General features: G+C 63.2%; 19 protein-coding genes and 2 pseudogenes. 6 read left to right on the forward strand and 15 right to left on the reverse strand.

Translation table 11 applies throughout. The annotated features are described in order from the left end of the window. Positions 1–2: 2 nt before the first annotated feature. Entirely contained in the window at positions 3–1115 is a 1113-nt protein-coding gene (locus tag BHD05_RS12315; RefSeq protein ID WP_161886695.1) for a mandelate racemase/muconate lactonizing enzyme family protein, read from the reverse strand. 208 nt (positions 1116–1323) lie between these two features. Between BHD05_RS12315 and BHD05_RS12320 the strand changes: the two genes are divergently transcribed. Further along, positions 1324–1965, forward strand: coding sequence for a winged helix-turn-helix domain-containing protein (locus BHD05_RS12320; RefSeq protein ID WP_161886696.1), 642 nt, complete (start codon positions 1324–1326; stop codon positions 1963–1965). After that, entirely contained in the window at positions 1962–2252 is a 291-nt protein-coding gene (locus BHD05_RS12325) for a hypothetical protein (RefSeq protein WP_161886697.1), read from the forward strand. The genes BHD05_RS12320 and BHD05_RS12325 overlap by 4 nt, the downstream gene beginning before the upstream one ends. 28 nt (positions 2253–2280) lie before the next feature. On the opposite strand, the gene BHD05_RS12330 is transcribed toward BHD05_RS12325, so the two are convergent. The 6 genes from BHD05_RS12330 to BHD05_RS12355 form a co-directional block, all read right to left on the reverse strand. Continuing rightward, positions 2281–3030 carry an SDR family NAD(P)-dependent oxidoreductase gene (locus tag BHD05_RS12330; protein ID WP_161887526.1) on the reverse strand — a complete coding sequence of 250 codons (750 nt, stop codon included), beginning with the start codon at positions 3028–3030 and terminating at the stop codon, positions 2281–2283. Positions 3031–3255: 225 nt separating this feature from the next. Then, a complete protein-coding gene (locus tag BHD05_RS12335) occupies positions 3256–4923 on the reverse strand; it encodes an alpha-glucosidase (protein WP_161886698.1) in 1668 nt (555 codons plus the stop codon). Continuing rightward, the gene (locus BHD05_RS12340; protein WP_236966531.1) at positions 4910–6415 is read right to left on the reverse strand and encodes a glycoside hydrolase family 66 protein; all 1506 of its coding nucleotides are present in this window, start codon (positions 6413–6415) and stop codon (positions 4910–4912) included. Before BHD05_RS12340 ends, BHD05_RS12335 begins: the two co-directional genes overlap by 14 nt. Before the next feature lie 107 nt (positions 6416–6522). Further along, positions 6523–7365 carry a carbohydrate ABC transporter permease gene (locus tag BHD05_RS12345; protein WP_202614215.1) on the reverse strand — a complete coding sequence of 281 codons (843 nt, stop codon included), beginning with the start codon at positions 7363–7365 and terminating at the stop codon, positions 6523–6525. After that, positions 7362–8348, reverse strand: coding sequence for a carbohydrate ABC transporter permease (locus tag BHD05_RS12350; protein WP_161886699.1), 987 nt, complete (start codon positions 8346–8348; stop codon positions 7362–7364). Before BHD05_RS12350 ends, BHD05_RS12345 begins: the two co-directional genes overlap by 4 nt. Before the next feature lie 2 nt (positions 8349–8350). Beyond that, on the reverse strand, positions 8351–9625 hold the full coding sequence (locus tag BHD05_RS12355) for an extracellular solute-binding protein (RefSeq protein ID WP_161886700.1): 1275 nt from the start codon (positions 9623–9625) through the stop codon (positions 8351–8353). Between the two features lie 195 nt (positions 9626–9820). On the opposite strand from BHD05_RS12355, the gene BHD05_RS12360 reads away from it, so the two are divergent. Then, complete coding sequence (locus BHD05_RS12360; protein ID WP_161886701.1) at positions 9821–10963, forward strand: ROK family transcriptional regulator; 1143 nt, start codon at positions 9821–9823, stop codon at positions 10961–10963. Between the two features lie 37 nt (positions 10964–11000). Here the strand turns inward: BHD05_RS12360 and BHD05_RS12365 are convergent, their stop codons facing one another. The 3 genes from BHD05_RS12365 to BHD05_RS12375 all read right to left on the reverse strand — a co-directional run bounded on the left by BHD05_RS12365 (position 11001) and on the right by BHD05_RS12375 (position 15608). Next, on the reverse strand, positions 11001–12287 hold the full coding sequence (locus BHD05_RS12365; protein WP_161886702.1) for an alpha/beta fold hydrolase: 1287 nt from the start codon (positions 12285–12287) through the stop codon (positions 11001–11003). A gap of 49 nt (positions 12288–12336) precedes the next feature. After that, positions 12337–14022, reverse strand: a complete 1686-nt coding sequence (locus tag BHD05_RS12370) for a S8 family peptidase (RefSeq protein ID WP_161886703.1) — start codon at positions 14020–14022, stop codon at positions 12337–12339. Between the two features lie 137 nt (positions 14023–14159). Further along, entirely contained in the window at positions 14160–15608 is a 1449-nt protein-coding gene (locus tag BHD05_RS12375; protein WP_236966532.1) for a threonine/serine exporter family protein, read from the reverse strand. A 422-nt stretch (positions 15609–16030) separates the two neighbouring features. Here BHD05_RS12375 and BHD05_RS12380 point away from each other — a divergent pair, with 422 nt between their 5' ends. Then, positions 16031–17722: a formate--tetrahydrofolate ligase gene (locus BHD05_RS12380; RefSeq protein WP_161886704.1), complete on the forward strand. Its 1692-nt coding sequence runs from the start codon at positions 16031–16033 to the stop codon at positions 17720–17722. A 274-nt stretch (positions 17723–17996) separates the two neighbouring features. Then, positions 17997–18431 carry a hypothetical protein gene (locus BHD05_RS12385; RefSeq protein ID WP_161886705.1) on the forward strand — a complete coding sequence of 145 codons (435 nt, stop codon included), beginning with the start codon at positions 17997–17999 and terminating at the stop codon, positions 18429–18431. A gap of 353 nt (positions 18432–18784) precedes the next feature. Here BHD05_RS12385 and BHD05_RS12390 read toward each other — a convergent pair whose 3' ends face one another. From BHD05_RS12390 to BHD05_RS12405, 4 genes and pseudogenes are all read right to left on the reverse strand, one after another. Next, positions 18785–18955 (reverse strand): hypothetical protein, encoded by a 171-nt coding sequence (locus BHD05_RS12390; protein WP_161886706.1) that lies wholly within the window; start codon positions 18953–18955, stop codon positions 18785–18787. Positions 18956–19219: 264 nt separating this feature from the next. Then, positions 19220–19712, reverse strand: a pseudogene (locus BHD05_RS12395) (IS3-like element ISPfr13 family transposase); the annotation flags it as partial. Positions 19713–19879: 167 nt separating this feature from the next. Next, on the reverse strand, positions 19880–20854 hold the full coding sequence (locus BHD05_RS12400) for a bile acid:sodium symporter family protein (protein WP_161886707.1): 975 nt from the start codon (positions 20852–20854) through the stop codon (positions 19880–19882). Next, a complete protein-coding gene (locus BHD05_RS12405) occupies positions 20851–22596 on the reverse strand; it encodes an AMP-binding protein (protein ID WP_202614216.1) in 1746 nt (581 codons plus the stop codon). The genes BHD05_RS12400 and BHD05_RS12405 overlap by 4 nt, the downstream gene beginning before the upstream one ends. 572 nt (positions 22597–23168) lie before the next feature. Between BHD05_RS12405 and BHD05_RS16165 the strand changes: the two are divergent. Then, positions 23169–23303, forward strand: a pseudogene (locus BHD05_RS16165) (IS256 family transposase); the annotation flags it as partial. A 45-nt stretch (positions 23304–23348) separates the two neighbouring features. Here BHD05_RS16165 and BHD05_RS12410 read toward each other — a convergent pair. Then, positions 23349–23981: a DedA family protein gene (locus BHD05_RS12410; RefSeq protein ID WP_161886708.1), complete on the reverse strand. Its 633-nt coding sequence runs from the start codon at positions 23979–23981 to the stop codon at positions 23349–23351. Positions 23982–24034 lie beyond the last annotated feature (53 nt).

Consider the following 24034-nt stretch of genomic DNA (forward strand, 5'->3'; position numbering starts at 1 on the left):
CGCTACCGCGCGCCATCCGTCACACTGAACACGACCTCCAGTCCTTCGGCGTTCACCTCGATGCCCAACCCGTGGCCGGTCGGGGCGGAGCCGCGACCACCGACAGAGCGTGGGGCGTACCCGGCGACGTGACCATCCGTCCAGTCGTTCATGAACGAGGCGTTCTGAAAGTTCTCCGGCCTGGTGCTGGCGGCGAGGTGGCTCACCGCGGCAGTAACGATGTCGCCTCCCCAGGCGTCTTCGACCGACACCATCAGGTCGAGCTCCTGCATGAGGTCGCGCATGCGTGCCGCTTGGGTGAGCCCACCGACACGGCTGATCTTGATGTTGATCGATACTGCTCCCGCAACATTCTTCGCATGGAATACGTCCTGCTGGGTGAGGATCGATTCGTCGAGCACGAGCGGCAGGGCGGAGTGCCGCATGGCGAAGATGCTGTCTTCGGTTGATCGACACGGCTGCTCGATGTAGATCGGGAAGTCGGCGAGTCCCCGCACCGCGATCTGTGCTGCACGCAGGTTCCAGCCCCCGTTGGAATCGGCGACGATCAGCGTGTCCCGATCCGCGACATCGACGACCGCGCCTGTTCTGGCGATGTCGTCGTGGGGGTTGCCTCCCACCTTGAGCTGGAAGCGGTGGATGCCGGCATCCTGACGCTCCGAGACGAACGCCGCCATCTCACCCGGCGTTCGCAGGGGAACGGCCTCGTAGAGCGGGAAGTCTTCTTGTAGTACGCCGCCGAGAAGCACCGAGACGGGCAGACCGGCCGCCTTTCCGAGCAGATCCCAGCAGGCCACATCGATGGCGGACTTCGCAAAGCCGCCGCCGAGGAGTGTGCCGTTCATGATTCGATGGATGCCGGAGAGGTTGGTGGGGTCGGCGCCGATCAGGCGGGGCGCGAGCGTGTGCAGCGCGGCGCGCACTTCGGCCCAGTAGGTCGGCAGGTACAGGTCGCCCAGGGGCGTGATCTCGCCCCAGCCTTCGAGCCCCTCGTCGGTGCGCACGCGCACGAGCGTGCCGACCTCCGACGTCGCCGCGCGGCTCCCCGACATGACGTACTCGCCGTGTGCATAGTTCAGGGAGTAGCCGAAGCAGTCAATGGCCGTGATCTTCATTGGTCCGAGCCCCTTGCGTTGTCGTCGGCCAGCGGCGCCCGTGTTCCGGGCATCCGCCTGCGTTCAAATATGTGGCATATCACTGACACGATACACGCGATAGGTGCTCGATTCTCACGCCTGTCCCCCGTAGTTCGGGAACGGTTCGGTCGTCCCTAAGCGCAAAGGAACATTTGCAAAGTAATCTTTGCAGTGCTAAATTGTCGGCATGGCCGAAGAGAAGAAGCATCCGGAGCGAAAGCTCGACCTTGCGGGACTGAAGGGCCTCGCGCACCCGCTGCGCGTAGAGATCTTCGACGCTCTCTCGGTGCATGGCCCCGCAACCGCAAGTGGTCTCGCTGAGCGATTGGGCGAGTCGAGTGGTTCGACCAGCTATCACCTGCGTCAGCTGGAACGGCATGGCTTCGTGCGAGAAGTTGAGGGTCGTGGAACCGCGCGTGATCGCTGGTGGGAACGGATGCCCGGCGGCGTGACGCTCTCACCGAGCGAGATCGGAGACTCCCCCGCCGGCCGAGCCGCCACCATGGCGGTACTGCGCCAGTGGGAACGCAACCGGTCGGCGCTGCTCGACGACTTCATCGGGCGCGGCTTCGACGTCCTGCCGGGCTCATGGGTAGAGGCAAGCACAGTCGCGACGGCCAACCTGCGTGTGACGGCCGAGCAACTCGCCGAAATCGCCGAATCATGGGATGCCTGGGCGAAGAAGACGCTCGAGCCCTACCGCGACAAGACCCCGCCCGGATCCCGCCCGGTGCAGATCCACTTCAATGCGTTTCCGGTGCTCGACGGAGCTCTCACCGAGCCCGTCGCCGAGCCCGTCGCTTACCCCCGAGAGAAAGATGAATCATGACCTCCACACTCCAACCGCGCACCCACGGGATGGCGATCGTCACCCCAGGCAATAAGGAGGCATGCGAGCGGGATGTGACCGCCACGGGCCCCTTCGGGGTGCCGCACGCGCGTGATCACGTCATCGATCTTCTGGTCATGCGCGTGAGCCTCGCCGCGCTGACCTGGGCACAACGCCGGGCCGACCGCGCGCGGCTAACTCGCGAGGAACAACAACGCCGCTACCGCGTGGCCCGCGAACTCGAGCAGCGCGATCACCACCTGCGCCTCACCGTGCGGGCGTTCTGACTACTGCGACGTAGCTGACCCACGCTCGTTACCGGCTCGTGTAGCCCCCATCGACCAGGTATTGCGACCCCGTGACGAAACTCGCGGCATCCGACAGCAGGAACAGCACCACTTCGGCGACCTCCTCCGCCGTTCCCAACCGGCCGATCGGATGGAGGGCGACGAGCCCGTCGCGCATTTCCTGAGGCGCGCCTTCGAGCAGCGGGGTGTCGATATAGCCGGGATGAATTGAGTTGATTCGGATGCCCTGGCCCGCGTACGAGATCGCGGCGGCCTTGGTCATACCCGTAACCCCGTGCTTCGCTGCGGTGTAGGGGATCGCCACCGGCTCGCCGACCAGGCCCAGGATCGACGACATGTTGACGATCGCTCCGCCGCCGGCTTCAAGCATCGGCGGGATCTCGTACTTCATGCCATAGAACACCGAGTGCAGATTGACATCCATCAGCGTCAGGTATTCGTCGATGTCGATGTCGTGGATGGGTCCCTGAGGTCCGCCTATGCCCGCGTTGTTGAACGCCAGGTTCAATCCCCCGAACTCCGCTACCGCCGTGTCGACGGCGGCCTTGACGTCACCCGCTTTGCCGACGTCACCGGCCACCGCGACGGCTTTCCCTCCTGCGTCAGTGATCTCGTCAACGACCGACTGCGCGACATCCTGCTTCAGGTCGTTGACGACCACGTTCGCGCCGTGCCTCGCGAGCGCGAAGGCGACAGCCTTGCCGATGCCCGACCCTCCGCCCGTGACCAACGCCGACTTTCCGTCAAAAAGATTCATCATCGCCTCTTCCTTCACCCGTGCGCAGCCGACTGGCGAGGAGCGGTTGTTCCTGCCGCGACGGCTGCAGTCGTAGCCCGATCCTCTCCCGTGGGACAAGGCTCGAGAAGGGCGTTGACAGGCGGTCGCACATGGACGGACGAGGGCTGGCGTCGATGGGTTTCGGGTGAATCCCAGCGCTTGCAACACTTCCGGGGCGGGAATATGCCGCACGCAGCGACGCGGCTACTCGACATCCTGACGGTAAATTCGTACCTCCCAGGGACGAAGCGGCCCTTCGGCTTGCTCGTAGTTGCCCAATAGCCACTCGCCGGCTATCGGATAGCTGAGGGGAGCAGTTCCAAAGTTCGCTGCGACGGTGAGTAGCGTGCCGGAGAAGCGCCGTTCGAAGGCGAAGAGCGTGGGGTGGAGTGGCTCGACCAACCTGAAGTCGCCATGGACCACCGCTGGGACCTCGTGACGCAGAGCGATCAGAGTCCGGTAGAACTCGAACACCGAGCCTTCGACTCCCACCTGCGCCGCAGCGTTCACCACAGTCGTGTTTGGGTTGAGAGCGATCCAGGGTTCGCCGTCGCTGAAACCGCCGGTCGGGCCCCACTGCATTGGCGTTCGTGCGTTGTCTCTGCCAATGCGCTGGATCGACGCCATCGCCGACTCCTGGGATGTTCCTGCGGCGAGTGCCGATTGGTAGAAGTTCAGCGACTCGATATCGCTCACGTGGTCGATGCTGAGCGCATGCACATTCGTCATGCCCAGCTCTTCGCCCTGGTAAACGAAGGGGGTCCCTCTTTGCAGATGCAGAATGGCGCCGAGGGCCTGCGCCGACTTCTCGCGGTGCTCGCCGTCGTCACCGAATCGGCTCACCGCTCTCGGCTGGTCGTGGTTGTTCCAATACAGGCTGTTCCAGCCGACGTCACCGAGGCCCTGCTGCCACTTCGCCATCGATTCTTTAAGCTCGACCAAGTCGAGCGTGCGTGCCTCCCACTTGCCGCTCGGACCATGATCCAGACCCACATGCTCGAATTGGAAGACCATGTTCACTTCGCCGCGCGCTGGATCCGTGAACCGCTGCGCCTGCTCGACGGTCACTCCCGGCATCTCGCCGACCGTCAGATAGGTGCCCGAGCGTCCGCCGAATACAGACTCGTTCATTTCTTGCAGATACTCGTGCACTCGTGGCCCGTAGCTGAAGTGGGGGAAGCCGTCACCGAACGGAGTTCCAGCTATGGGTTTTCCGTTGGGGAGGCCGGGGTCCTTCGAGATGAGGTTGATGACGTCCATGCGGAACCCATCGACACCACGGTCCAGCCACCAGCGCATCATCGCGTAGATGGATTGACGGACGTCGCCGTTCTCCCAGTTGAGGTCGGGCTGCTTCCTCGAGAAAAGGTGGAGGAAGTGCTGTTCCGTCTCGTCGTGCCACTGCCAGGCCGACCCCGAGAAGAAGGACTCCCAGTTATTGGGTTGGTCACGCCAGACGTACCAGTCGCGCTTGGGGTTCTCCCGGGACGACGCGCTTTCGACGAACCACGGGTGCTCGTCTGAGGTGTGATTGACAACGAGGTCCATCACGAGTTTCATTCCACGGGAATGGACGTCTGCGAGGAGATTGTCGAAGTCGTCCAACGTACCGAACACGGGATCAATGGCCTCGTAGTCACTGATGTCGTATCCGTTGTCATCCTGCGGGGAGCAGTAGATCGGGGAGAGCCAAATGACATCGACGTCGAGGTTCTGAAGATAGTCGAGGCGGCTTCGAATGCCGAGCAGGTCTCCGATCCCGTCTCCATCGCTGTCTGCAAAGCTCCTCGGGTACACTTGGTACACGACAGCGCTCCGCCACCATTCGGCATTGGAGGTGGCAATGCCGTTCCTGGTTTCAACTACGGTCATTGTCTTCTCCGCCTTGGTTCGTAGGGTCAATCAGTACGAGCTGCCACAGTGACAGGGGCGGAAGATCCGCGAAAGCAAATTCGCCGTCCACCGTCACCTCGACGTCGATCAGGCGTCCTGCTCCATCGGGGTCGGCAACCTGGACCCGGGGTCGGCATCCGGGAATCCGACGGATCTTGAGCTTGCCCCCGCCGATGTTCGTCATGGCATTGCGGGGGGCGTCCCACAGGGAATCCGTCTGGCCGACCAGATTGATGAGGTGGACAATCCGTCGACCGTTGGACTCGGTGACTCGTCGCCACACCTGCCCTGCCTGGGCCGTCTCGCCGACCACGGCGGAGTCAAAGGTGACATCGGTGTCGTCGTTGTACTCGCCAACGGTGGCGCCCGTGACGTCAACGATGCTCGGGTCGAGCAGCAGTTCATCGTGCTCGACCAAGAAGTCGTACCACCGCTTGAGTAGATCCGCCGTGGACAGCTCGATCGTGTGATTTCGCACGTAGTAGGGGTCGACCAGGATGCGGTCTGCCTCACCCGCGAGCAGGTGGGTAGCACCATGGGAATAGAGGGTCGCCATCGTCAGTCCGGTTGCGCGATCGGCCTCTTCGGCTGACGCCGAGTCATATACGTGCTGGTACGCGGCGATGACCACGGGCTTTGAGCCGGCGACCGACTTCGCCCGCGCCACGGTAGAGCCGAGCGAACCGAGCGTCTCCTGAGGCGACCACAATTCGATGTAGACCGCATCCTGGGGCGAGGATCCGGTGACCCAGGTCGGGAAATCATTGACGTTGTTGAAAACCAGGGTGGCGTCGGGCAGTTCGTCTCTCACCCCTTGGATCATGGTGGCAAAGGAACTGGCGACGTCGACGACGGTTCCATCCGGGCGACGGGCGACCTTGGGGTACCCGTACTGGTCGAGATGGAACCCGTCGAACCCGACGGACTTCACCGATGCGTCCAGCTCTCCGACGAAGTGACCCAGCCAGTCTTCTGCCGCAGGGTCGACGAGACACAGGAAGTCGCCCAGACCGTAGGGCGCTTCTGCACCGTTCAGCAGCGCCTGGTGCTCCCAATTGCCCCATTCCTGGGGGCCGACTGCGTACACTGCCGCGTAGCCAAGCGCTTTCGCTCCTGCCTGCTGCACGGCGTCGACGAGACTTCGAACAGTCGCAAGCGAAATCGGCTGGTCCAACGCGTCGGTGTAGTTTTCACCGCCGCCGAGAAGCGATGCATGCCGGTATGCCCAGTCGTAGAACTGCACGCCCGTGAGGTGAAGACGGCGCACCGTGTCAGCCACCCCCTGCAGGTCGCGAGCGGGAGAGTAATCGACGACGAAGCCATAGCGGAGGCGCACCGTATCGGTGGCGGCGACCTGAAGAGCTGTTCGGATTGACGCCGAACCGGTCGAGAACTCAACGCCGTACCCGCCAGCTGGGAGAACCCCAACGGGAATGACGCTGGAGCCGTTGTGATCGAATTCGCGCACCACTTCACCCAGGTACCACACGCGAACCGTGCCGCTCGTCGCAGCTCCCCGAATCTCGATCTCGACGTGTTCTTCTGGAGTGAAGGTCGATTTGGCTGGAAGAAGTTCACTCATCCTTTTACTGCTCCTGATGTGAGGCCCTGCACGAAATAGCGTTGGAATACGAGGAACACGATGATGACGGGGACGACCGCGATCATGGAGGCGGCAAAGACGAGGCCCCACTGCACCGCGTTGTTTCCCTGGCCGGCGAACAGCTGAATTGCGATCGGCAGCGTTCGGTTCTCGGGCGAGTTGGTGAGGGTCAGAGCGATCGTGAACTCATCCCAGCAAGCGAGGAAGGTGAAGATGGTTGCGGTTGCAAGGCCGGGTTTCGCCAGCGGAAGCGCGAGCTTCCAATAGCGAAGCCAGGCGTTGGCCCCGTCAACCTGCATAGCCTGATCCAACTCGGCAGGAATCGACTCGAAGAACCCCCTCAGCAGAAACGTGTTCAGGGCGAGCGAGCCTGCGACATAGAACAAGATCAGCCCGAGCAGAGAGTCCAGGAGGTTCAGGTTCTTCGCGAGAATGAATTGCGGAATGATCAACATGATCGCCGGGATCATCAGACCGAGCAGGAGGACTCGAAACAGGATCTCCTTGAACCGGAACTGGAACCGCGCGAAGGCGTAGGCCATCATCGAGCTGACCAGCAAAGACAGCCCGGTCGCGATCACGGCAACAACCAACGAGTTCAGAAAGTACCTGACGAAATCCGAGGACTCGATTGCCTGCTCATAGTTCGCGGTCGTTGCCGGATCGGGGATGAACTGCGGAGGGTTGGTGAAGACGAACGTCTGTTCCTTGAACGAGGTCGAGAGCATGTAGAGGAACGGAATGACCATGATGATAGCCAGGATCGACAGGACAACAATTCGCAGCGCGTTTCCTGCGGCGGCATTTCGCTTTCTCACTGTGCACCTCCACCGTTGCGGTCACGGAAGACCTTCATCTGAACGACTGAGAGCATAAACACCATGATCGTCAAGATCACCGCGATCGCGGAGCCGTAGCCGAAGTCCAAGTTGTTGAATGCTTGTTCGTACATGTAGGTCAGCAAAACGTCAGTTCGACCCGCGGGTCCCCCGCCGGTCATGAGGTAAACGGAGATGAATACATTGAATCCACCGATCACGAGCATCACCGTGACAAACAGAATGGCCGGCCAAATTGCTGGCACGGTGACGACTTTGAATCGCTGCCACCGATTGGCGCCGTCCATGTTCGCGGCTTCAATGAGTGCCTGCGGCACCCCTTGGAGGGCAGCGAGAAAGATCATCATCGACCAGCCGATCCCCTTCCACACCCCGAGTGCGCAGATCGCAATCAGACCCGTCCACCGGTCGGCGAGCCATGCCGTGTCTCCGTTGGTGACGTGCAGGAGATCTCCCAGCGCGAAGTTGATCAGGCCGCCGTCAGAGAAGAGAAACTTGAAGAGAAACGAGACGACTACCCAGCTCGTCACGACCGGCAGGTAGAACAGCACTCGGAACAGCGGTTGGGTAGGGCTCTTCTTCTGGATGAGTAGCGCGAGCCCGAGCCCGATGACGATCTGCGGTGCGACGGTGAGCACCATGTAGATGCCGCTGTTGCTCAATGCGAGCCAGAAGTGATCGTCTGTGAATGCGCGTGCGTAGTTGTCGAGGCCCAGGAACTCGCTCGTCGCCGAGCCGACGATCTTCCAGTCGAAGAAGCTCATCTGGAACGCTTGGAGCGTGGGATAGAGCACCGTGACTGCGAACAGCACCAGTCCAGGCGCGAGAAAGAGGTAGGGCGTTGCAGCCGTAGCCGCGCGGCGGCGAGACATCCGCCGCGATCGGCTGGGTGGTGCTGGCGTGGCGGAGAGGACCTCCGCCACGCCAGCGCTGACCCGTTCGCCCGAACGGAGAACAGTCATGGTTACTCTTCTGCCAGGAGCTCGTCGATCTTCTGTGCTGCGCTGGTGAGTGCATCCCGCACCGTTACGGTGCCTTCGAAGGCAGGTACGAGTGCTTCGTTCAGGATGGTGTCGACCTCAGAGGCCTGCGGGATCGCCACTCGGGCCTTGGCCGTCGCGAGCTGGTCGGTGAACAGCTCGAGATAAGGAAGAAGCTCGACCTGCTGGTCACCGAGCGCGCTGATGACAGTCAGCTGTCCGGTGGGGACCAGTGCCATCTGGAACTCCTCGGACTGCGTGAACTCGATGAACTTCATCGCCGCGTCCTTGTGCTCGGAGGTAGAGGTCAGCACTATGTCTTCGCCGCCGACGACACTGACCGAGCCACCATCACCCGCTGGCATGGGAGCGTAGATGGGCGTGAATTCCGGGAACTGTTCGCTCCAGATTCCATTCATCCACGGTCCATCGAGAATGTTCGCGTAGTTGCCGCCAGGAAGCCCCTCAGATGTCGAGGTGGCACCGGCGTTGCCGATGATTCCATTTGAGATCTGGTCGTTCGCGTAGAGGTCGACGAGCATCTGCACGGCTGCCACAGACTCGTCACTGTCGAGGTATCCGGTGGATGTGGTGACCTCGTCGTCCGTGATTGCGCCGCCGCCGGACCAGATCCACGGAGAGATATTCCACGCGCCCAGGCCACCGTCGGCGAACACCTGCATGCCCGAGTCGGACAGGGCATCGGCACCGGCTGCGAACTCCTCGAAGGTGGCCGGCGGTGCGTCGAGGCCTTGCGCGTCGAGTGCCTCCTGGCTGGTGATCAAGACGCGGGTGTTGGTGTCCAAGGGCAGTCCGTAGTACTTGCCGTCGTACAGGTTGGTCGACAGGACGCCCGGGTACGTGGCGTCTGCGAGCTCCTGGAAGTTGTCCATTTCGTCGGATAGCGCAACCAGAACGCCGAGGTCGGCGAATTTCGGTACCCATCCGAGGTCGGCACGGACTAGGTCCGGCAGCTCGTCGCCTGCGGCGCTCGTCGTCAGCTTCTTGAGTAGATCGTCGTACGGGATGTCGACATACTCGACCTTGATTTCGGGATTGGCTTTCTCGAACGACGGGATCAGCGTGTCGTTGAGCACTTCAGCCTGCGTGGAGTTACCGCCGTTTCCGTACGCACCCCAGAACGTGAGGGTGACCGGATCATCAGCGGTGCCTTCCGCCTCTGATGCTGTCGAGCAGCCCGCAGCTGACACGGCGACGGTCGCGGCGACTGCCACCGCGATGATGGTTGAACGCTTCATTGCTGTTCTCCTCAATGGTGTGAACATGTTGACTCGGAGGTAGAGCCACCCATGTCGTGATGAATTAGTTCTACGCCAAAGGTAATCCACTGTCAAATATGACCTGACACCTGACGAATGTCGGCGATTTGCTTCCTCAGCAAAAGAAATAAACGCTAAGGTTGAGGGGATTCGACGACGAAGAAAGGGGTCCTCGTGCCGGTGAAGGATCAGTCCTGGACTCGCGAAGGTGGCGCATCTCTGGCCGTCGCGCTCGAAGTCCTGCTCAATGGCCCCATCTCTCGGAGCGACATTGCTCGCCGGCTCGACTTGTCCGGAGGCTCGCTGACTCGACTGAGCACACCTCTGATTGACGGCGGTCTTCTCATCGAGGTCGGTGAACGCGCCGACGGACGCGCCGGCCGTCCCTCGACCCTGCTCGATATCATCGCGCCGTCCCGGCATTTCATCGGAATGAAAATCACCGCGACCGACGTGCTGGCGGTCGTGACGGACCTTCGCGCAAGCGTCCTTCACCAGCGGTCCGCGCGTCTGTCCACAAGGGACCCCGCCGCGGTGACGGCCGTCATCGCCGGCCTCGCGTGGGAGCTGGCACGAACCGTGCCCTCTGTCACCGCGCTCGGTATCGGCCTCGGCGGTTTGGTCGGGCCCGGCGGCACGGTTGAGAGCGCACCGTTCCTTGAATGGACCGACGTGCCAATTGGCGCACTCGTTCAAGCGGCCACCGGGATACCGACCGTGATCGACAACGACCTCGTCGCCTTCACCGAGTACGAGCATTGGTTCGGGGCCGGTAAAGGACTCGAGAACTTCGCCGTTCTGACTCTCGGTGCCGGAATCGGGTACGGGGTTGTCATTCACGATGAGTTGGTGACGAACAGTGATTCAGGAATCGGGCTTGTAGGCCACTGGCCACTCGACCCCTTCGGTTCCGTCTGTCCGGCGGGTCACCGCGGATGCGCCAAGAGTGTTCTCGAGCAGGGCGCGATAGTGCGCAACGTGTCGAATGCGCTGGGTCGCACCGTGTCGTACGACGACGCCCTCGATCTCGCCGAGGCGGGGGAACCAGCTGCTCGGCGAATCGTTGACGAGGCAGGTGCAGGACTTGGAACTCTCCTTGCCGCGATCGCCAACCTGACTATGCCGAAGAGAATCATTCTGGGCGGCGAGGGGGTGCGCCTCGTCGAGGTTGCCGCGGCCGCCATCGACGAAGGAATCAGTGCGCACAGGGACCCACGAGCGTCTCCGATCGACTTGTTCGCGACCTCCGGCGACAACACCGAGTGGTGCCGCGGCGCGGCCGTGCTGGCTATACAGAAGTACGTACTGAACAAGTAGTCGATCCGTCTCGCGCGAGCTCGGAGCCGGCGGAACCTCAGCTGGCGGCCATCACCGCGGAGAGGACGGCGTATGCCACCTCCTTGCCGGTCACGTCTCCGTGACTCTTCACGAACGCATCCGAGTTGAGCGACGACACCTTTCCCCGCTGGAAGGCGTAGTGCCCCCCGACTGACTGAAGGGGCACCGTGGCAAGGGCTGCTGGCGTTTTGAGAGCGCCATTGCGACCGATGCCTCCGTACCTGTCGTCGGCGTCGCCAAGACCCGCCCCAATCTGCCTGGCGATCCGGGATGCGACGGGATAGGCGAGTCCCACGGCCTTGTCGTTTTTCGTAAAGGTGATGATGACCGGACCGTCGATCTTCTTGGGGACCTTCCAAAACACGCCGTTCTTCTCGGCGCCATCCCAGCCTTGCGCCATTCCGTAGTGGCTGTAGGCGGCCTGGAGCAGACTCATCGACGACACAGGCGCGGACGTAGCGAGTGCGGCGGCGGTAATGGCGCGGCCCCCGAACGAGTGTCCGACGAGGTGCAACCGGACGTGCCCATTCTTGTGTTGGAGCTTCTCAAGCAGCTTCGCGATACCCCGCTCGCCGACGACCCCTGCTCGATCCTTCATCGTGAAGTAGGTCGTCGCGTTGAGCACGTTGCGGGCACCCTCGAGGATGTCGCCAAAGCTGAAGCCAGCGCCGCCCCCCGTCTCGTCGGGGGCGGGAAATCCGGCGGGATCGATCGAGGCGGCGCCGCCGACCGCAGCTGGTGCTGCGTCGTCGTTGTCGGCTCCGGCAGCCGCCTGCAGCACCGACTCGGGATCCGCGTCGCGGAGCGCCTGGGGTGCGGAATCGGGGTCGTCGTCATCAGTGGCGCCGTCCGGCAGCTCGCTGCGCAGGAGGGTGACGAAATCCCGTCGCGCCGCGGAGGATGTCTCGAGCTCCGGGACGAGCGCGAGGAGCTTCGCGCGGAGCTCCGGCTCGGGCACCTGCCGCGCCAACTCGGCTTCGAGGTTCGCGGCCGAGCCGCCCACGCTGGCTCCCGCCCCGTCGTTGTCTGGCGCCGCCCACTGGATCGATGGCCACAGCACGCCAACAACCACGAACCGGCGTTTGGTTGCGCCCTCGACGCCGGAACGGATGGCGACGATCGAGCCGATGAGCCGGTCGTAGAGTGCCCGCGCATCGCCGTGCGTGTTGTTCCAGCCGTGCGAAATCACGAGCACGTCGGTGGCACGCTCGTCCCCGATCAACTTTCGGGCCTCCTCGACCTGCTCCGGCGTGACAATCGCGCCCTCCTTGTCGAATTCAACCTCCGCATATGGCAGCTTCATGGCCCTTCCTTTCCTCCGGCCGCGCAGCCGTGCTGGCGATACTCAATTTTCAGACGCTCTGTATGGCCCGCATGGCATCGACGAGTCCGGCGCCCTGGAATGAGCGCTCCCTGCCCAGGTCGCTCGCTGACTCCATCAAGATCCGCTTGACCTCGTCCGGTTTGCCGATGAACTCCCGATGGATCGAGAGAAAGGCGGCCGCGACTCCGGAGACGTGCGGTGCCGACATGGATGTGCCGGAGTCCTCGACGTACGTGATCTGGGAGGCCCGCTGGCCCGGTTCGAGCTTGACGGTCGCACGGGCTCTCTCGAGCAGCTGCCCGGCGCCGGCGCTCACGACGCGCTCGCCGGGAGCGACCAGGTCGGGCTTGAGCCGGCCGTCCCCGGTCGGTCCCTTCGACGAGAAGTACGACACCCCTGTGGAGTGCGGCTTGAGCGACGTGGATCCCACGGTGATCGCCCGCGACGCGTTGCCCGGATCGTTGATCGTCATTCCGAAGCTCAGGCGCATCTCCCGACCGGCCGTGTCGCGCGCCGCACCATATCCGGTGTTGCCCGCCGACACGACGACGCACACGCCGTTCGCCACCAGCCGGTCAACTTCCCGGCACACGGGCGACTGGCCCGCGGCGAACCAGGAGGGATCGAACGGATAGCCCAGCGACAAGTTGACGCCATGGACGTTGAGTTCCCGACCGCCGCGGTTGAGCTCCTGAATGTACTCGAGCGCCCCGAGCAGCGACGCAAGGTCGCCGGTGCGGTCGTCGCGCAGCACCTTGCACGAGAGGATCTTCGCCCGCGGAGCCATGCCGCTGATGCGGTCGAGAGTGACCCGCTCGACGCCCGTGTCGCCGTCTCCGGTGCGATACCAGGTGGCGGCGTACACCTTCCGGCGCGGATCGTCCTGCCATCCCGCGAGGATCCCCGCGACGTGCGTGCCGTGCCCGTTCGCGTCCCGCAGGGCGTCGTCATGTGTCGTGCCCGCGACGAAGCTGCGGTGGCCCAGTGTCTGCGGCAGCCCGAGGGTGTCGTGGTCGCCGCTGAGGAAGTGGCGGTGCTCGCGATCCACGCCCGTGTCGAGTACGGCCCAGACGATACCCTCGCCGGTCGCGTTGAACGACCTGACGGCAGCGTCCGACTTGGTGGTGATGATCGACCGGTGAATGGTCGCGGTCACCTCGAAGTTCGGCCAGATGCGGTTGATCAGGCTTCGCGGTGCGGTCTTCTGCTCCTGCCGTCCAGCAACCACGCGCCCGCCCTTGCGCGAGTCCCTGTTCACCAGTTCGAGGATCTGGGCGGCGGTCATCTCGGCAACGACGTAGTTCCCCACCTGCCACGCGCTCTCCTCGGCCGGATCGGTCTCGCCGACGACGTCGTGGACCAAATCGAGGAGCGCGGCGACGACCTCTTCCGTCGGCAGGCCTGCGTCGGTGCGGAGCTCTATCACGACGCCGATCGGGTCGTGGCGGGCAGAGGCCATGCGCTCGGCAAGCGGCCGTGTGATCACGGAATCCGTCACGAGCGACACCGTCCTCGGCATGTCGGGCAGGGCGAAGGCCGGAGCATCCGTTTCGCGCGCTACCGTCGGATCGGTGGCACGGGGAGCCTTGCGTAAACGCTCGGCTTTTTCACCGGAGGGTCCGGGTCTGGGCGCGTCGGGTTCGAGATCGGCTTCTGGATCGATCGCAGGGAACTCCTGCGGCAGCCGCTTGCGGTTCTTCGGCGTCTCTGCCATTCCTTCCCGCTTTCTCCCTCGCAGTGAGAGTACCGCCGAGGAACCGCGCGTGTCACTGCCCGCTATGCCGAAACCTCACGCATGTTGGGCTCGCCCGGGACGCCGGCGTCAGGCGAAGGCGAGGCGAAGGCGAAGCTCTAGCGTGCCCCCCGCGTTCGTCGAGCGGCGAGCATGGCCTGATGGTCGAGGCCGAAGGTTCGGCGGGCCGCAAAGCCTCCGATCGTTGTTCCCGCCGCGAGCCCGATACCGGTAGCCAAGGCGACCACCATGGCCGGAAGCGCCTCCGTCACCGCGTATTCGGAATCCATGAATCCGTAGAGCGCGCGGTACACAGCGAGCCCAGGGATCAGAGCGATTATGCCCGCCATGGTCATCGCACCTTCGGGCACCTTGAGCCAGCGGTAGGTGAAGTAACCGATCACGCCCGCAGCTGCTCCGGCGATACCCGGCGCCAGCCCCGGCTGTGGGGCCAGAGGCAGAACCACCGAGTACACGGCGAAAACGAGACCGGCCGCGGTCGCCGTGAGCGGCACCAAACGGAGTCGCATGTAGGACGTGAGCGCGAATCCGACTCCGATGAGCGTGGATCCCACCACCCCGGGAACCAGACTGATTCCGTCACCCAGGGAGGTCGCAACCGTTACCGGAACCCCCATCCGTAGCGCAGCGCCCAACACGAGCGAAATTCCCACCGCGAGACCGAGGGTGAGCATGAGAACCTCCATGCCTCGTGCTGTCGCTGTGACGTAGTACCCGTCAATCGCGTCGCGGGCGGATGCGGTGAGGCCGATACCCGAGAGCAGCATGATGATTCCCGCGATAACGATGACGGTCGGTTGGTTCGAACCGGGTAGTTCGATGCCCACCGAGCGCAACCAGAAGATGAATACCGCGATGCTCGTCGTCGCTACAGCGGCGGCCATCTGGGCGAAGAAACCGGGAACCGACCACTTTCCCAGCCGGCGGGTGATGACGTCAGAGATGATCGCGGAGGCGGCGGCAACGAGCACGAGCACGAAGCTCACATTGAACATCACCACCACGCCACTGGCCAAAATGGCCTTGCCTGCAGTCACGACCCAGCGACGGTAGGGGTGCGGGCTCGTCAGAATCGAGGTGAGCCGCTCTCGCGCGTCGTCCACATCGACCGGGCTGTCTTGGCCGGCAATCTCATCGATGAGCAGGTACACATCCTGCAGCCGCGTGTAGTCGGTGGTGCGTACCCTCACAATGCGCATCACCGACATCGGGTCTTCGTTCATCCCGCGATGGATCGAGACAGTGATCGACGTGAAGGTGATGTCCACGTGCATGGCGCTGATCCCGTAGGCATCGCTGATTCTCAGCACGGTGGCCACCACGTCGGCCGCTGAAGCGCCGGTCGCAAGCATCGCTTCTCCGGCACGCAGACACAGGTCGATGACCAATCGGGCGTGCCTCTGGGGCAACTGATCGTCGCCGCCGACAAAGGAAATGACCTGGGTGGGAGTGTCGATCCCCCGGATCGCCCCACCGGCCAGCTCGATGAGAGATTGGCTCACCCGTCGTCGTAGAACACCTCGTCGGTCGTTGATGCCATCAGTCACACCTTTAGGCTACGGGCACGGGCGTCCGATCTCACCCCGTACGGTTCCAGCCCCGATGCCGCCGCCCACGTCAAAGAAATGGGGTGGGACAAACTGTGCGGTGTGCGGCCCAAGGCTCCCGCCACCGATCCAGACCTGCTGGTCCCGCCGGTGACCGACGATGTCTGGATTGCTGTGCTCGAGGAGTGCGCGATGCATTTCCATAATGGCGTGGTCGTCGATGGACTCGGACAGGACAAGGGCCGCTCGTAAGGTTCTCAATCTCTGAGCCGACGCCAAGTACGGGCCTGACGCCAGACGCTCCTGTGTTCGTGAGCCATACTCGTCCTGGACGCGCCGCCTGACCGTACGCTTGGATCGCCCGGCACGAGAAGTCCTGAGGAGAAACCATTTCTAAACCATCTCGATCACGCAGCGCGGCCATGCCGTCGGATCTCGCTATTTCGCGCGCTGCGACCCGTCGTCCGCTCGAAGAGGTTGCAGCCGACATGGGCATCGGTCCACACCTGCTGGAACCCTACGGAAGTGCGGCGTCGAAGATCTCCCTCGACGCGATCGATGAACTCCGTGACCGTCCGCGGGCCAAGTATGTCGTCGTCAGCGCAATCACGCCGACTCCACTCGGGTCGGGCAAGACAACCACCGCGATCGGGCTCGGTCAGGGTTTCCGGCACATCGACAAGCTCGGGGTCGTCGCCATACGGCAGCCGTCAATGGGGCCGGTGTTCGGCATCAAGGGTGGAGCCGCTGGTGGCGGCTACGCTCAGGTGATCCCGATGGAGGCACTCAACCTGCACCTGACCGGCGACATGCACGCCGTTACCGCGGCCCACAATCTACTGTCGGCGATGATCGGCAACCACATCCACAAGGGAAACCATCTCGGGCTCGACCTCCAGGAGATCACCTGGCGGCGTGTCCTCGACGTCAACGACCGCGAACTGCGCAACATCATCACCGGGCTCGGCGGCCCTGACGACGGCAATCCGCTTCAGACCGGTTTCGACATTTCCGCAGCCAGCGAGGTGATGGCGTTGTTGTCGCTGTGCACGTCTTTGCGGGATCTCCGTGAACGGATGGGACGAATCGTCGTCGGTTACGACCGCGGCGGCGAACCCGTGACGGCCGAGATGCTCAAGGCGGCCGGCGCCATGACGGTGATACTCAAGGACGCCATCAAGCCGAACCTGATGCAGACCGCAGAGCAGACGCCAGTCCTCGTCCACTCCGGTCCGTTCGGGAACATCGCCACCGGTAACTCCTCGGTCGTCGCCGACCTGATCGGCATCCATGCTGGCGACTACCTCATCACCGAGGCGGGGTTCGGCGCCGACATCGGCGCGGAAAAGTTCTTCAACATCAAGTGCCGTGCCTCCGGGCTGACGCCGGATGCTGCCGTCATCGTCGCGACTGTGCGTGACCTCAAAACTCACTCGAACAAGTACCGGGTCGTCGCCGGCCGGCCGCTGCCACCGGAGATGCTCACCGAGAATCCCGACGACGTGATCGCCGGGGCAGCGAACCTGCGCCAGCAGATCGCCAACATCCGACGGCACGGAGTGACGCCGGTCATTGCGGTGAACGCATTTCCCACCGACTATGCCAGTGAGCATCGGGCGATCATGCACGTCGCGGCAGAGGAGGGTGTGCGCGTGGCGATCAGCTACCACTTCACCGAAGGCGGGAAGGGTGCGGTCGAGCTGGCCGAGGCGGTTGCGGAGGCGTGCTCTGAACCGTCGGGCTACCACCGGCTCTATCCCGACGAACTTCCCCTACCCGACAAAATCGATGTCATCGCGCGCGAGATGTACGGCGCCGACGGCGTGGACATCTCGCCTCTAGCCGCTCGGCAACTCGACAAGTACGAGCGGGCAGGCTTCGGCAGTCTGCCGGTGTGCATCGCCAAGACCCACCTGTCCCTGTCGGCCGACCCCAGCATCAAGGGAGCACCCACCGGGTGGCGACTGCCGGTCCGTGAGGTCCGTGCGTCGATCGGCGCCGGGTTCATCTATCCCATCTGCGGCGACATGCGCACCATGCCGGGTCTCTCATCCGCGCCGGCCGCCGAACGCATCGACATCGACCACAACGGCGAGATCGTCGGGTTGTCCTGAGGAATGGATCCGGGGTGCGAGGCCGAGCTCTCTGATCCGGTGGACCTGTCGCGAAAAGGAAGGAACGACTATTTCAAAACCCCGACATCGAACCATGTAGCGAGACATCTCACCCTTGCGATTCCAGTGAGATGTCGCCGCATGTCTACGGAGAGAGGGCAGCCATCGGCCCTGCGCCGACCAAGACCCGAAATGCCCCAATTTCGAGTAGTTCTGCCAGCCAACAACGCTGTCGCACTATAATCACAGCCAGATCGAAAGTAGGGGATTTGTCATGTCGAGCCGCGCTGGAACCATACTCGCACTTGCTTCGATGCTCTTGGTCGGCCTCACCGGCTGCGCGCCCGCCTTTCTGACACCATCTGCTCTGGATGAACCCGCGACACCCAGCGACAGTCTCCCTCCAAGCATGGTCGATCCACTTCAAGCGGAAAAAGGCGCGAATGCGATCGTCGCCGATGTCGACAGCTCGCGGCTGATTGGCACGTGGTCAGGGGTCGATGTTTACCTCATGAAGGCGTCCACGAAGGACCACTACTGCGCCTTGGCTTACGAGGACGACGACTCATGGGGTCAGACCTGCTCCCGACCGCCCTTCACGGTCGGACTGAGCGATATCGCCGAAGTTCGAGTCGACATCCCGGAAACACTGCTGGATGACAAGTGGGTGCGGCTTGACGAAAACGTGGCCATCCGGAAACCCGAATAGGCCGGAGCGAGGGCCAGCTGTCCTATGGATTCGGGCCACTGACGATCACTTGCTCCGTCTTCGGGCATCTCACTGAAATCGTAAGGGTGAGACATCTACAAACGATGTCTCGAGACATGACACTGTGGGCTGTTCCAAGGGCGTGGGCTGGCCCGGAACGACGTTGACGAACGTCGCCTTTTACCTTGTTTTCCTCGAGGCGCCTGCCGATTTTCCCCCACTGGGCACTGAGCGCCTCAGCTGGGACTGATCACACCCCGGCGAGTGGCGGGTGCGGGCGGCAGGGTCACACCGATTGAACCGCTGTTGTAGTCGAAGACGGTCGAGCGAGTCGTCTCAGTCTTAGTCGATCATCACTCGGGATGCTGGCTGTGATCCTCAACGTCTGGTTTCGTCCGCAGGACGTCGGCGATCTCTTCCTCCGGACGCGGCGCGATGGTCTGGTCGACCTCGAGCACTGGGATGGTCGACTCATCCGGAGCGGGAATGCGCTGCTGAGGGGACTGCTCATTGGGGAGAGACACGGCGAATCCTTTGGTCGGGAACATCCACAGGGTATGCGATTAGCGGCCTGCGCAGCGGAGAATCGCGGACGATCCTCCACCGCACACCACAGGCTGGCTCTTCGCTGATTCCAAATGGGCTGAACCGCCCCAGGTTCTCTGCCGCTCCTATGCGGGTGTCGTCGGGTTGACCTTGATCAGCTGATAGACCTCGCGGATGACGTAGCGCTTGAGGCTTCGGATCCATCCGACCCAGGTTCGGCAGTAGGTGAAGTCCATCACTCAGGTGTGATCCGGGCGCGGCGCGGTGAAGTCACGATTCAGCAGGTCTCCGGATCGCTCCGCGCGACGCGCCGGGGATCGTGGTGCGGCGGATCATCACCGTCATCTTCCGACGACCTTAAAGGCCTTCCGGCGTGAGCTTGCGGACCTGGCGCCCGGCTTCGACGGTGGTCCACGAAGCCTCGCGGGCTGCGTCGGCAACCTGCGCGTCGGTGACCGTGCGGGCCGCTACAGCACCTCGCCCCAGGCACGGTAGGTGCGCGCGTATCGATGAAACCCATCATCAACGGTTGCGGGGGTCGAGTTCCCCCACGAAGAAACTCGTCGCCGCCCGCAGGATCGCAACATCCTCACGCAGACGCGTGTTCTCCGCCTTCAGCCGCTTGATCTCGGCATGCTCTACGGAGGTCACCCCGCCACGGGTCCCGTCATCGATATCGGCTTGCAGCACCCACCGGCGCACGGACTCGGGCCCGACACCGATCTGGCGGCCCAATCGCGGACGGCAGGATCGATCTTCTCAGGCATGGTGTACATCCTTCCAACTCACAAGGATGCGGCATCAAACCTGAGGCGCTTCACTCCGAGACGCCCATCCGGTTTCCCTGCTGAACGCAAGCCGGACCCCCGTTTGCGTCCCCGCCAGATCAGGGGCGTGGCGCCCTAGAGCAGGCTCGGAATCTTCTGCTCCTGCGCAACGTTTGCGCGACGGAACACGAACGTCACGAAGGTCGCGACAATCACGATGAAGAGCGAGTAGAGCGCCGGCACGATCAGGATTAGCCCGATATCGGGGTTACCCGCGAAGGTCAGGAGCACGATCGCGATCGCGAGAGGGCCGTTCTGGATTCCCGCTTCGAGCGCAATCGTGCGCGCGTTCATTGGATGCAGCCGAATGGCCCGAGAGATCACATAGGCGATCACAATCCCAAAGAGCCCGAGACCGATTGCCACAACGTAGGTCTGCCATGGGGTCGAGGTCAGCAGCCCCCAGTTGCGAGGCACCCAGGTGGCCATGAGGAACACAATGAAGAACAGTCCGAAGAAGCCGCCCATCAACTCCATGACAGCCCCGACGTTCGCGCTGTAACGGCGGAGAAGCATACCGAGCACGACCGGCACGAGCAAGATCGCGAGCGTCACAACGATGTTCGTGATCGGGATCTGCAACGGAGAGCCCGCCTCGAAGAGCAGGGAGCCGAAGAACGTGAGCAAGAGTGGCGTCATGAGGATGGCCCACAGAGTTGAGTTTGTCGTCATCATGACGCTCAGCGCGAGATTACCCTTCGAGAAGTATGTGAAAATGTTCGACGTCGTACCTGCCGGAACACAGCCCATGAGTAGAGCCCCCAACGCGACCGGAGCGGCGTACTCTCTAGGCAGTTGGAACAGCACCGTGGCGACGAGAACGTACGCCAAGAGCGGCATGATGCCGAACTGGGTGACCCAGCCGATGATCAGCCCGTACGGTCGACGAACGGCCAACCGGAAGTCGCGTGGTGTGAGCCCGGCCCCGAGCCCGAACATGATCACGAACACCAGCCCGACGAGCAGGTTCTGCTCGAACGGGGTGACGACGTCTTGTTCATTGACCGTGGTCGACCTCTGAGTCAACAGGATGAGTGAGGCGCCGATCATGAGAGCTCCCTTCCCTGCGTCGCGATGCTGGCTGTCGTTGACGTAACGGCGGTCGCGCGCAACTCACGGCGTAGGATCTTGCCGATCGGACTCTTCGGGAGTTCATCGACGAAACGCACCGACTTCGGCGCCTTGTACGCCGCGAGTGCTTCTCGGCAGTGCGCGATCACCTCGCCCTCGGTCGGGGGCGTTTGGGGGGCGACCACATAGGCACGCACAGCCTCGCCGCCCATGTCGTCGGGAACGCCGACCACGCCAACTTCCAGCACGTTCGGCATCGCCGCGATACGCTCCTCGACCTCGTTGGGGTATACGTTGAAGCCGCTCACAAGGATCATGTCCTTCTTGCGGTCGACGATCGTGAAGTAGCCATCGGCATCCATCTGAGCAATGTCGCCTGTGTGCAGCCAGCCGTCCTTGAGCGTCGCGGCCGACTCGTCGGGCCGTTGCCAGTAGCCGAGCATGATCTGCGGCCCGCGCGCGACGACCTCACCGGCCTCACCGACGGCGACCGGTGTGCCATCCTCGTCGACGCACCGTAGGTCGGTCGACGGTACCGGAATGCCAATCGTGCCGTCCTTGCCGGTGCCCCCGAGCGGGTTGAAGGTGAGCACGGGTGAGGACTCGGTGAGCCCGTAGCCCTCGACGATCGGTGTGCCGGTCATTTCACGCCAGCGGACGGCTACTGGCTGGTGCAGCGCCATGCCGCCGGCTGCCGAGGCACGCAAATGCCGTGGCGGGCTGTCAACGAACCAGCGCTCGTTCATCAGGGCGTTGAAGAGGGTATTGACGCCGGTCAGCCAGGTGATGCGGTAATTCTCGAAGGCGCGCTTGAGGTTGCTCGGTGGGCGCGGCGATGGCACGAGGATGTTCCGCGCACCAAGGTGGAAGAAGCCGAGCAGATTCACCGTGAACGCGAAGATGTGGTAGAGCGGCAGAGCCGTCAGCACGATCTCGGCCCCTGGACGCATGAAGGTGCCGCACATCGAAATCATTTGCAGCGTGTTGGCGACAAGATTGCCGTGCGAGAGCATGGCGCCCTTCGAGACGCCGGTGGTGCCGCCCGTGTATTGGAGTGCCGCGAGGGTCTCGGGCCCGATGCCGTCGAGGTAGCGCTGCGGGGAGCTGTCGTTCTTGCGGCCACGACCGGCGGCGAGGGCAGCCTGCAGTCCGGTGTGCTCGACAGTGATGTGTGGAAGCGAACGGTTCCAGAAGCGTTGCACCCCGCGGATGACTCCGGCGATCACCGGGGGGAAGAACTCGGCAATGCGCACGGTGACGACGGTCTCAATCGAGGTCGCGGCCTTCACCTCAGGAACCCGGCCGGCGAACATATCGATGACGACGAGCACGCGGGCTCCCGAATCCGAGAACTGGTGAATCATCTCCGGGGCGGTGTATAGCGGGTTTGTGTTGACGAGCACGCAGCCGGCCTTCAGCACGCCGAACGCGACGATCGGGTAGCTCAGGCAGTTTGGCATTTGCACCGCAACCCGGTCCCCTTGCTCGAGGCCAACCACCTCACGGAGGTACGCCGCGAAGTCGTCAGAAAGCGCGTCGACCTGCTTATAGGTGAGCGATCCGTTCATGCCGTTCGGCATGCACTGTGTGAACGCAATCGTGTCGGCGTAGGTGCTCGCGGCCTTGGCGATCAAACCGGGAAGATGGGCGAATGGGATTTCACCCACCTCATGCGCAACACCGGTCGGGTAGTGGGCAAGCCATGGGCGTTCGGTCATCATTGATCTTTCGCCAGAAAGGTAACCGCCGGCGGATATGCCAACGGTGGTATGTTGACCGATTATATCCCGAGCGCCAATTGCTTCTGATACCCCTGACAATCCCGGCACCCGCCCGTCCTGCCCAGCGACGAGCGCATGCCGAAGCGGGTCACCAGAGCCCGAAGTTCACCCGAGGTGCCTTCTGAATACCTCGACCGGATTGGACGGTCGTGCCGATGGGTCGACGCCCTCATCGCTCTCGCCATGCTCAGCCCCGGCGGCCAATATGACCGGTACTCCCGGGCCGGAACTAACCCGCGGAGGTGTCAGGAGAGCCCCAAAAGCATTGTTCTTCGTCGCCCAGGAAGCGTCGGATACCAGGGGGCGTTCAAGCGGAAGCGGGTGCAGAGGAGCAGGTTCGCGGTCGAGCGCATGTCTTGGCTGCTGGAGTCGTCACGGGCGGCAGAAGTGTATGCCCAGCGCGCGTGGTTCTTCAGCCGCAAGCCAGACCGTTCTGGGTGTTGTTTCACTGAACATGGAGTGAGGACACGGGCGCTCGCCACCCCCGAAGTTGGGAAGTAGCAGGCGGTCGAATCGAGCAGCACGACGAGTGGGAAGCCGGCGAACGCCGCTACTTGCCCGAAGCCTCAATGCTTGAGCTGACCGTCATGAACGACCCAACCGAGGTCTCTGACGAGGCGGTGATACTCCCCGAACTCGCCGCCGCCTCAACTAGGACCGCTGACCTGCACGGTGTTGAGAAACTCCACCACTCAGCGACACGTGACCGACAGCGGCGTGGTGGTCGCGGTCTCGGTGGCGCGTGCCGAGGTGATGCGATCGATCAGCAGACCGACCACAACCGCGAGGACCACGGCGACGGCGGCTCCGAGAAGCGGTGTCTCGCGAAACCACGCCCCGGCCAGCACACCGACCCCCACCGAATACAGCGACCAGGAAACCCCGGCAATGATCGACAGCGGAACGAAGCGGCGGTAAGAGAACCCCGTCGCTCCCGCGGTGAGGTTCACGGCGATACGACCGACCGGGATGTATCGGCCCGTGATGATGAGCACGCCGGCCCGTTTGTCCAGGCCGCGGCGAGCCCAGTCGAACGCTCTCACGGAGCGGGCCCCGCGCATCCAACCGAACCGGGTGAGTCCGAGTTTACGTCCGAACCAGAACGTGAGATTGTCTCCGCCGATGGCTCCGCTGGCCGCGAGCAGAATGACGAACCACACATTGGGTTGCCCCGTAGCGACACCGAGAGCGGCCGCCGCAACCACGACGGTCTCGCTCGGGAACGGGGGAAAGAAGGCGTCGAAGAACACGATCCCGACGATGAGGAGGTAGATCCACGCCGAACCCGCCGCCGACAGGATGGCATCGTTGAGTGCCTCGAACATAATGGTCTCCTTGATCACTCCGCCACGGTCGTGACCGGCGAGTGAAGGCTACG

The organism is Marisediminicola antarctica (genome assembly GCF_009930795.1).
Classification (GTDB): Bacteria; Actinomycetota; Actinomycetes; order Actinomycetales; family Microbacteriaceae; genus Marisediminicola; species Marisediminicola antarctica.

Bases quoted from the DNA above. Each gene is read 5' to 3' on its own strand.
- BHD05_RS12315 (WP_161886695.1), bottom strand. From the start codon at position 1,115: ATGAAGATCACGGCCATTGACTGCTTCGGCTACTCCCTGAACTATGCA.
- BHD05_RS12320 (WP_161886696.1), top strand. From the start codon at position 1,324: ATGGCCGAAGAGAAGAAGCATCCGGAGCGAAAGCTCGACCTTGCGGGA.
- BHD05_RS12325 (WP_161886697.1), top strand. From the start codon at position 1,962: ATGACCTCCACACTCCAACCGCGCACCCACGGGATGGCGATCGTCACC.
- BHD05_RS12330 (WP_161887526.1), bottom strand. From the start codon at position 3,030: ATGAATCTTTTTGACGGAAAGTCGGCGTTGGTCACGGGCGGAGGGTCG.
- BHD05_RS12335 (WP_161886698.1), bottom strand. From the start codon at position 4,923: ATGACCGTAGTTGAAACCAGGAACGGCATTGCCACCTCCAATGCCGAA.
- BHD05_RS12350 (WP_161886699.1), bottom strand. From the start codon at position 8,348: ATGACTGTTCTCCGTTCGGGCGAACGGGTCAGCGCTGGCGTGGCGGAG.
- BHD05_RS12355 (WP_161886700.1), bottom strand. From the start codon at position 9,625: ATGAAGCGTTCAACCATCATCGCGGTGGCAGTCGCCGCGACCGTCGCC.
- BHD05_RS12365 (WP_161886702.1), bottom strand. From the start codon at position 12,287: ATGAAGCTGCCATATGCGGAGGTTGAATTCGACAAGGAGGGCGCGATT.
- BHD05_RS12370 (WP_161886703.1), bottom strand. From the start codon at position 14,022: ATGGCAGAGACGCCGAAGAACCGCAAGCGGCTGCCGCAGGAGTTCCCT.
- BHD05_RS12380 (WP_161886704.1), top strand. From the start codon at position 16,031: ATGCCGTCGGATCTCGCTATTTCGCGCGCTGCGACCCGTCGTCCGCTC.
- BHD05_RS12385 (WP_161886705.1), top strand. From the start codon at position 17,997: ATGTCGAGCCGCGCTGGAACCATACTCGCACTTGCTTCGATGCTCTTG.
- BHD05_RS12400 (WP_161886707.1), bottom strand. From the start codon at position 20,854: ATGATCGGCGCCTCACTCATCCTGTTGACTCAGAGGTCGACCACGGTC.
- BHD05_RS12405 (WP_202614216.1), bottom strand. From the start codon at position 22,596: ATGATGACCGAACGCCCATGGCTTGCCCACTACCCGACCGGTGTTGCG.
- BHD05_RS12410 (WP_161886708.1), bottom strand. From the start codon at position 23,981: ATGTTCGAGGCACTCAACGATGCCATCCTGTCGGCGGCGGGTTCGGCG.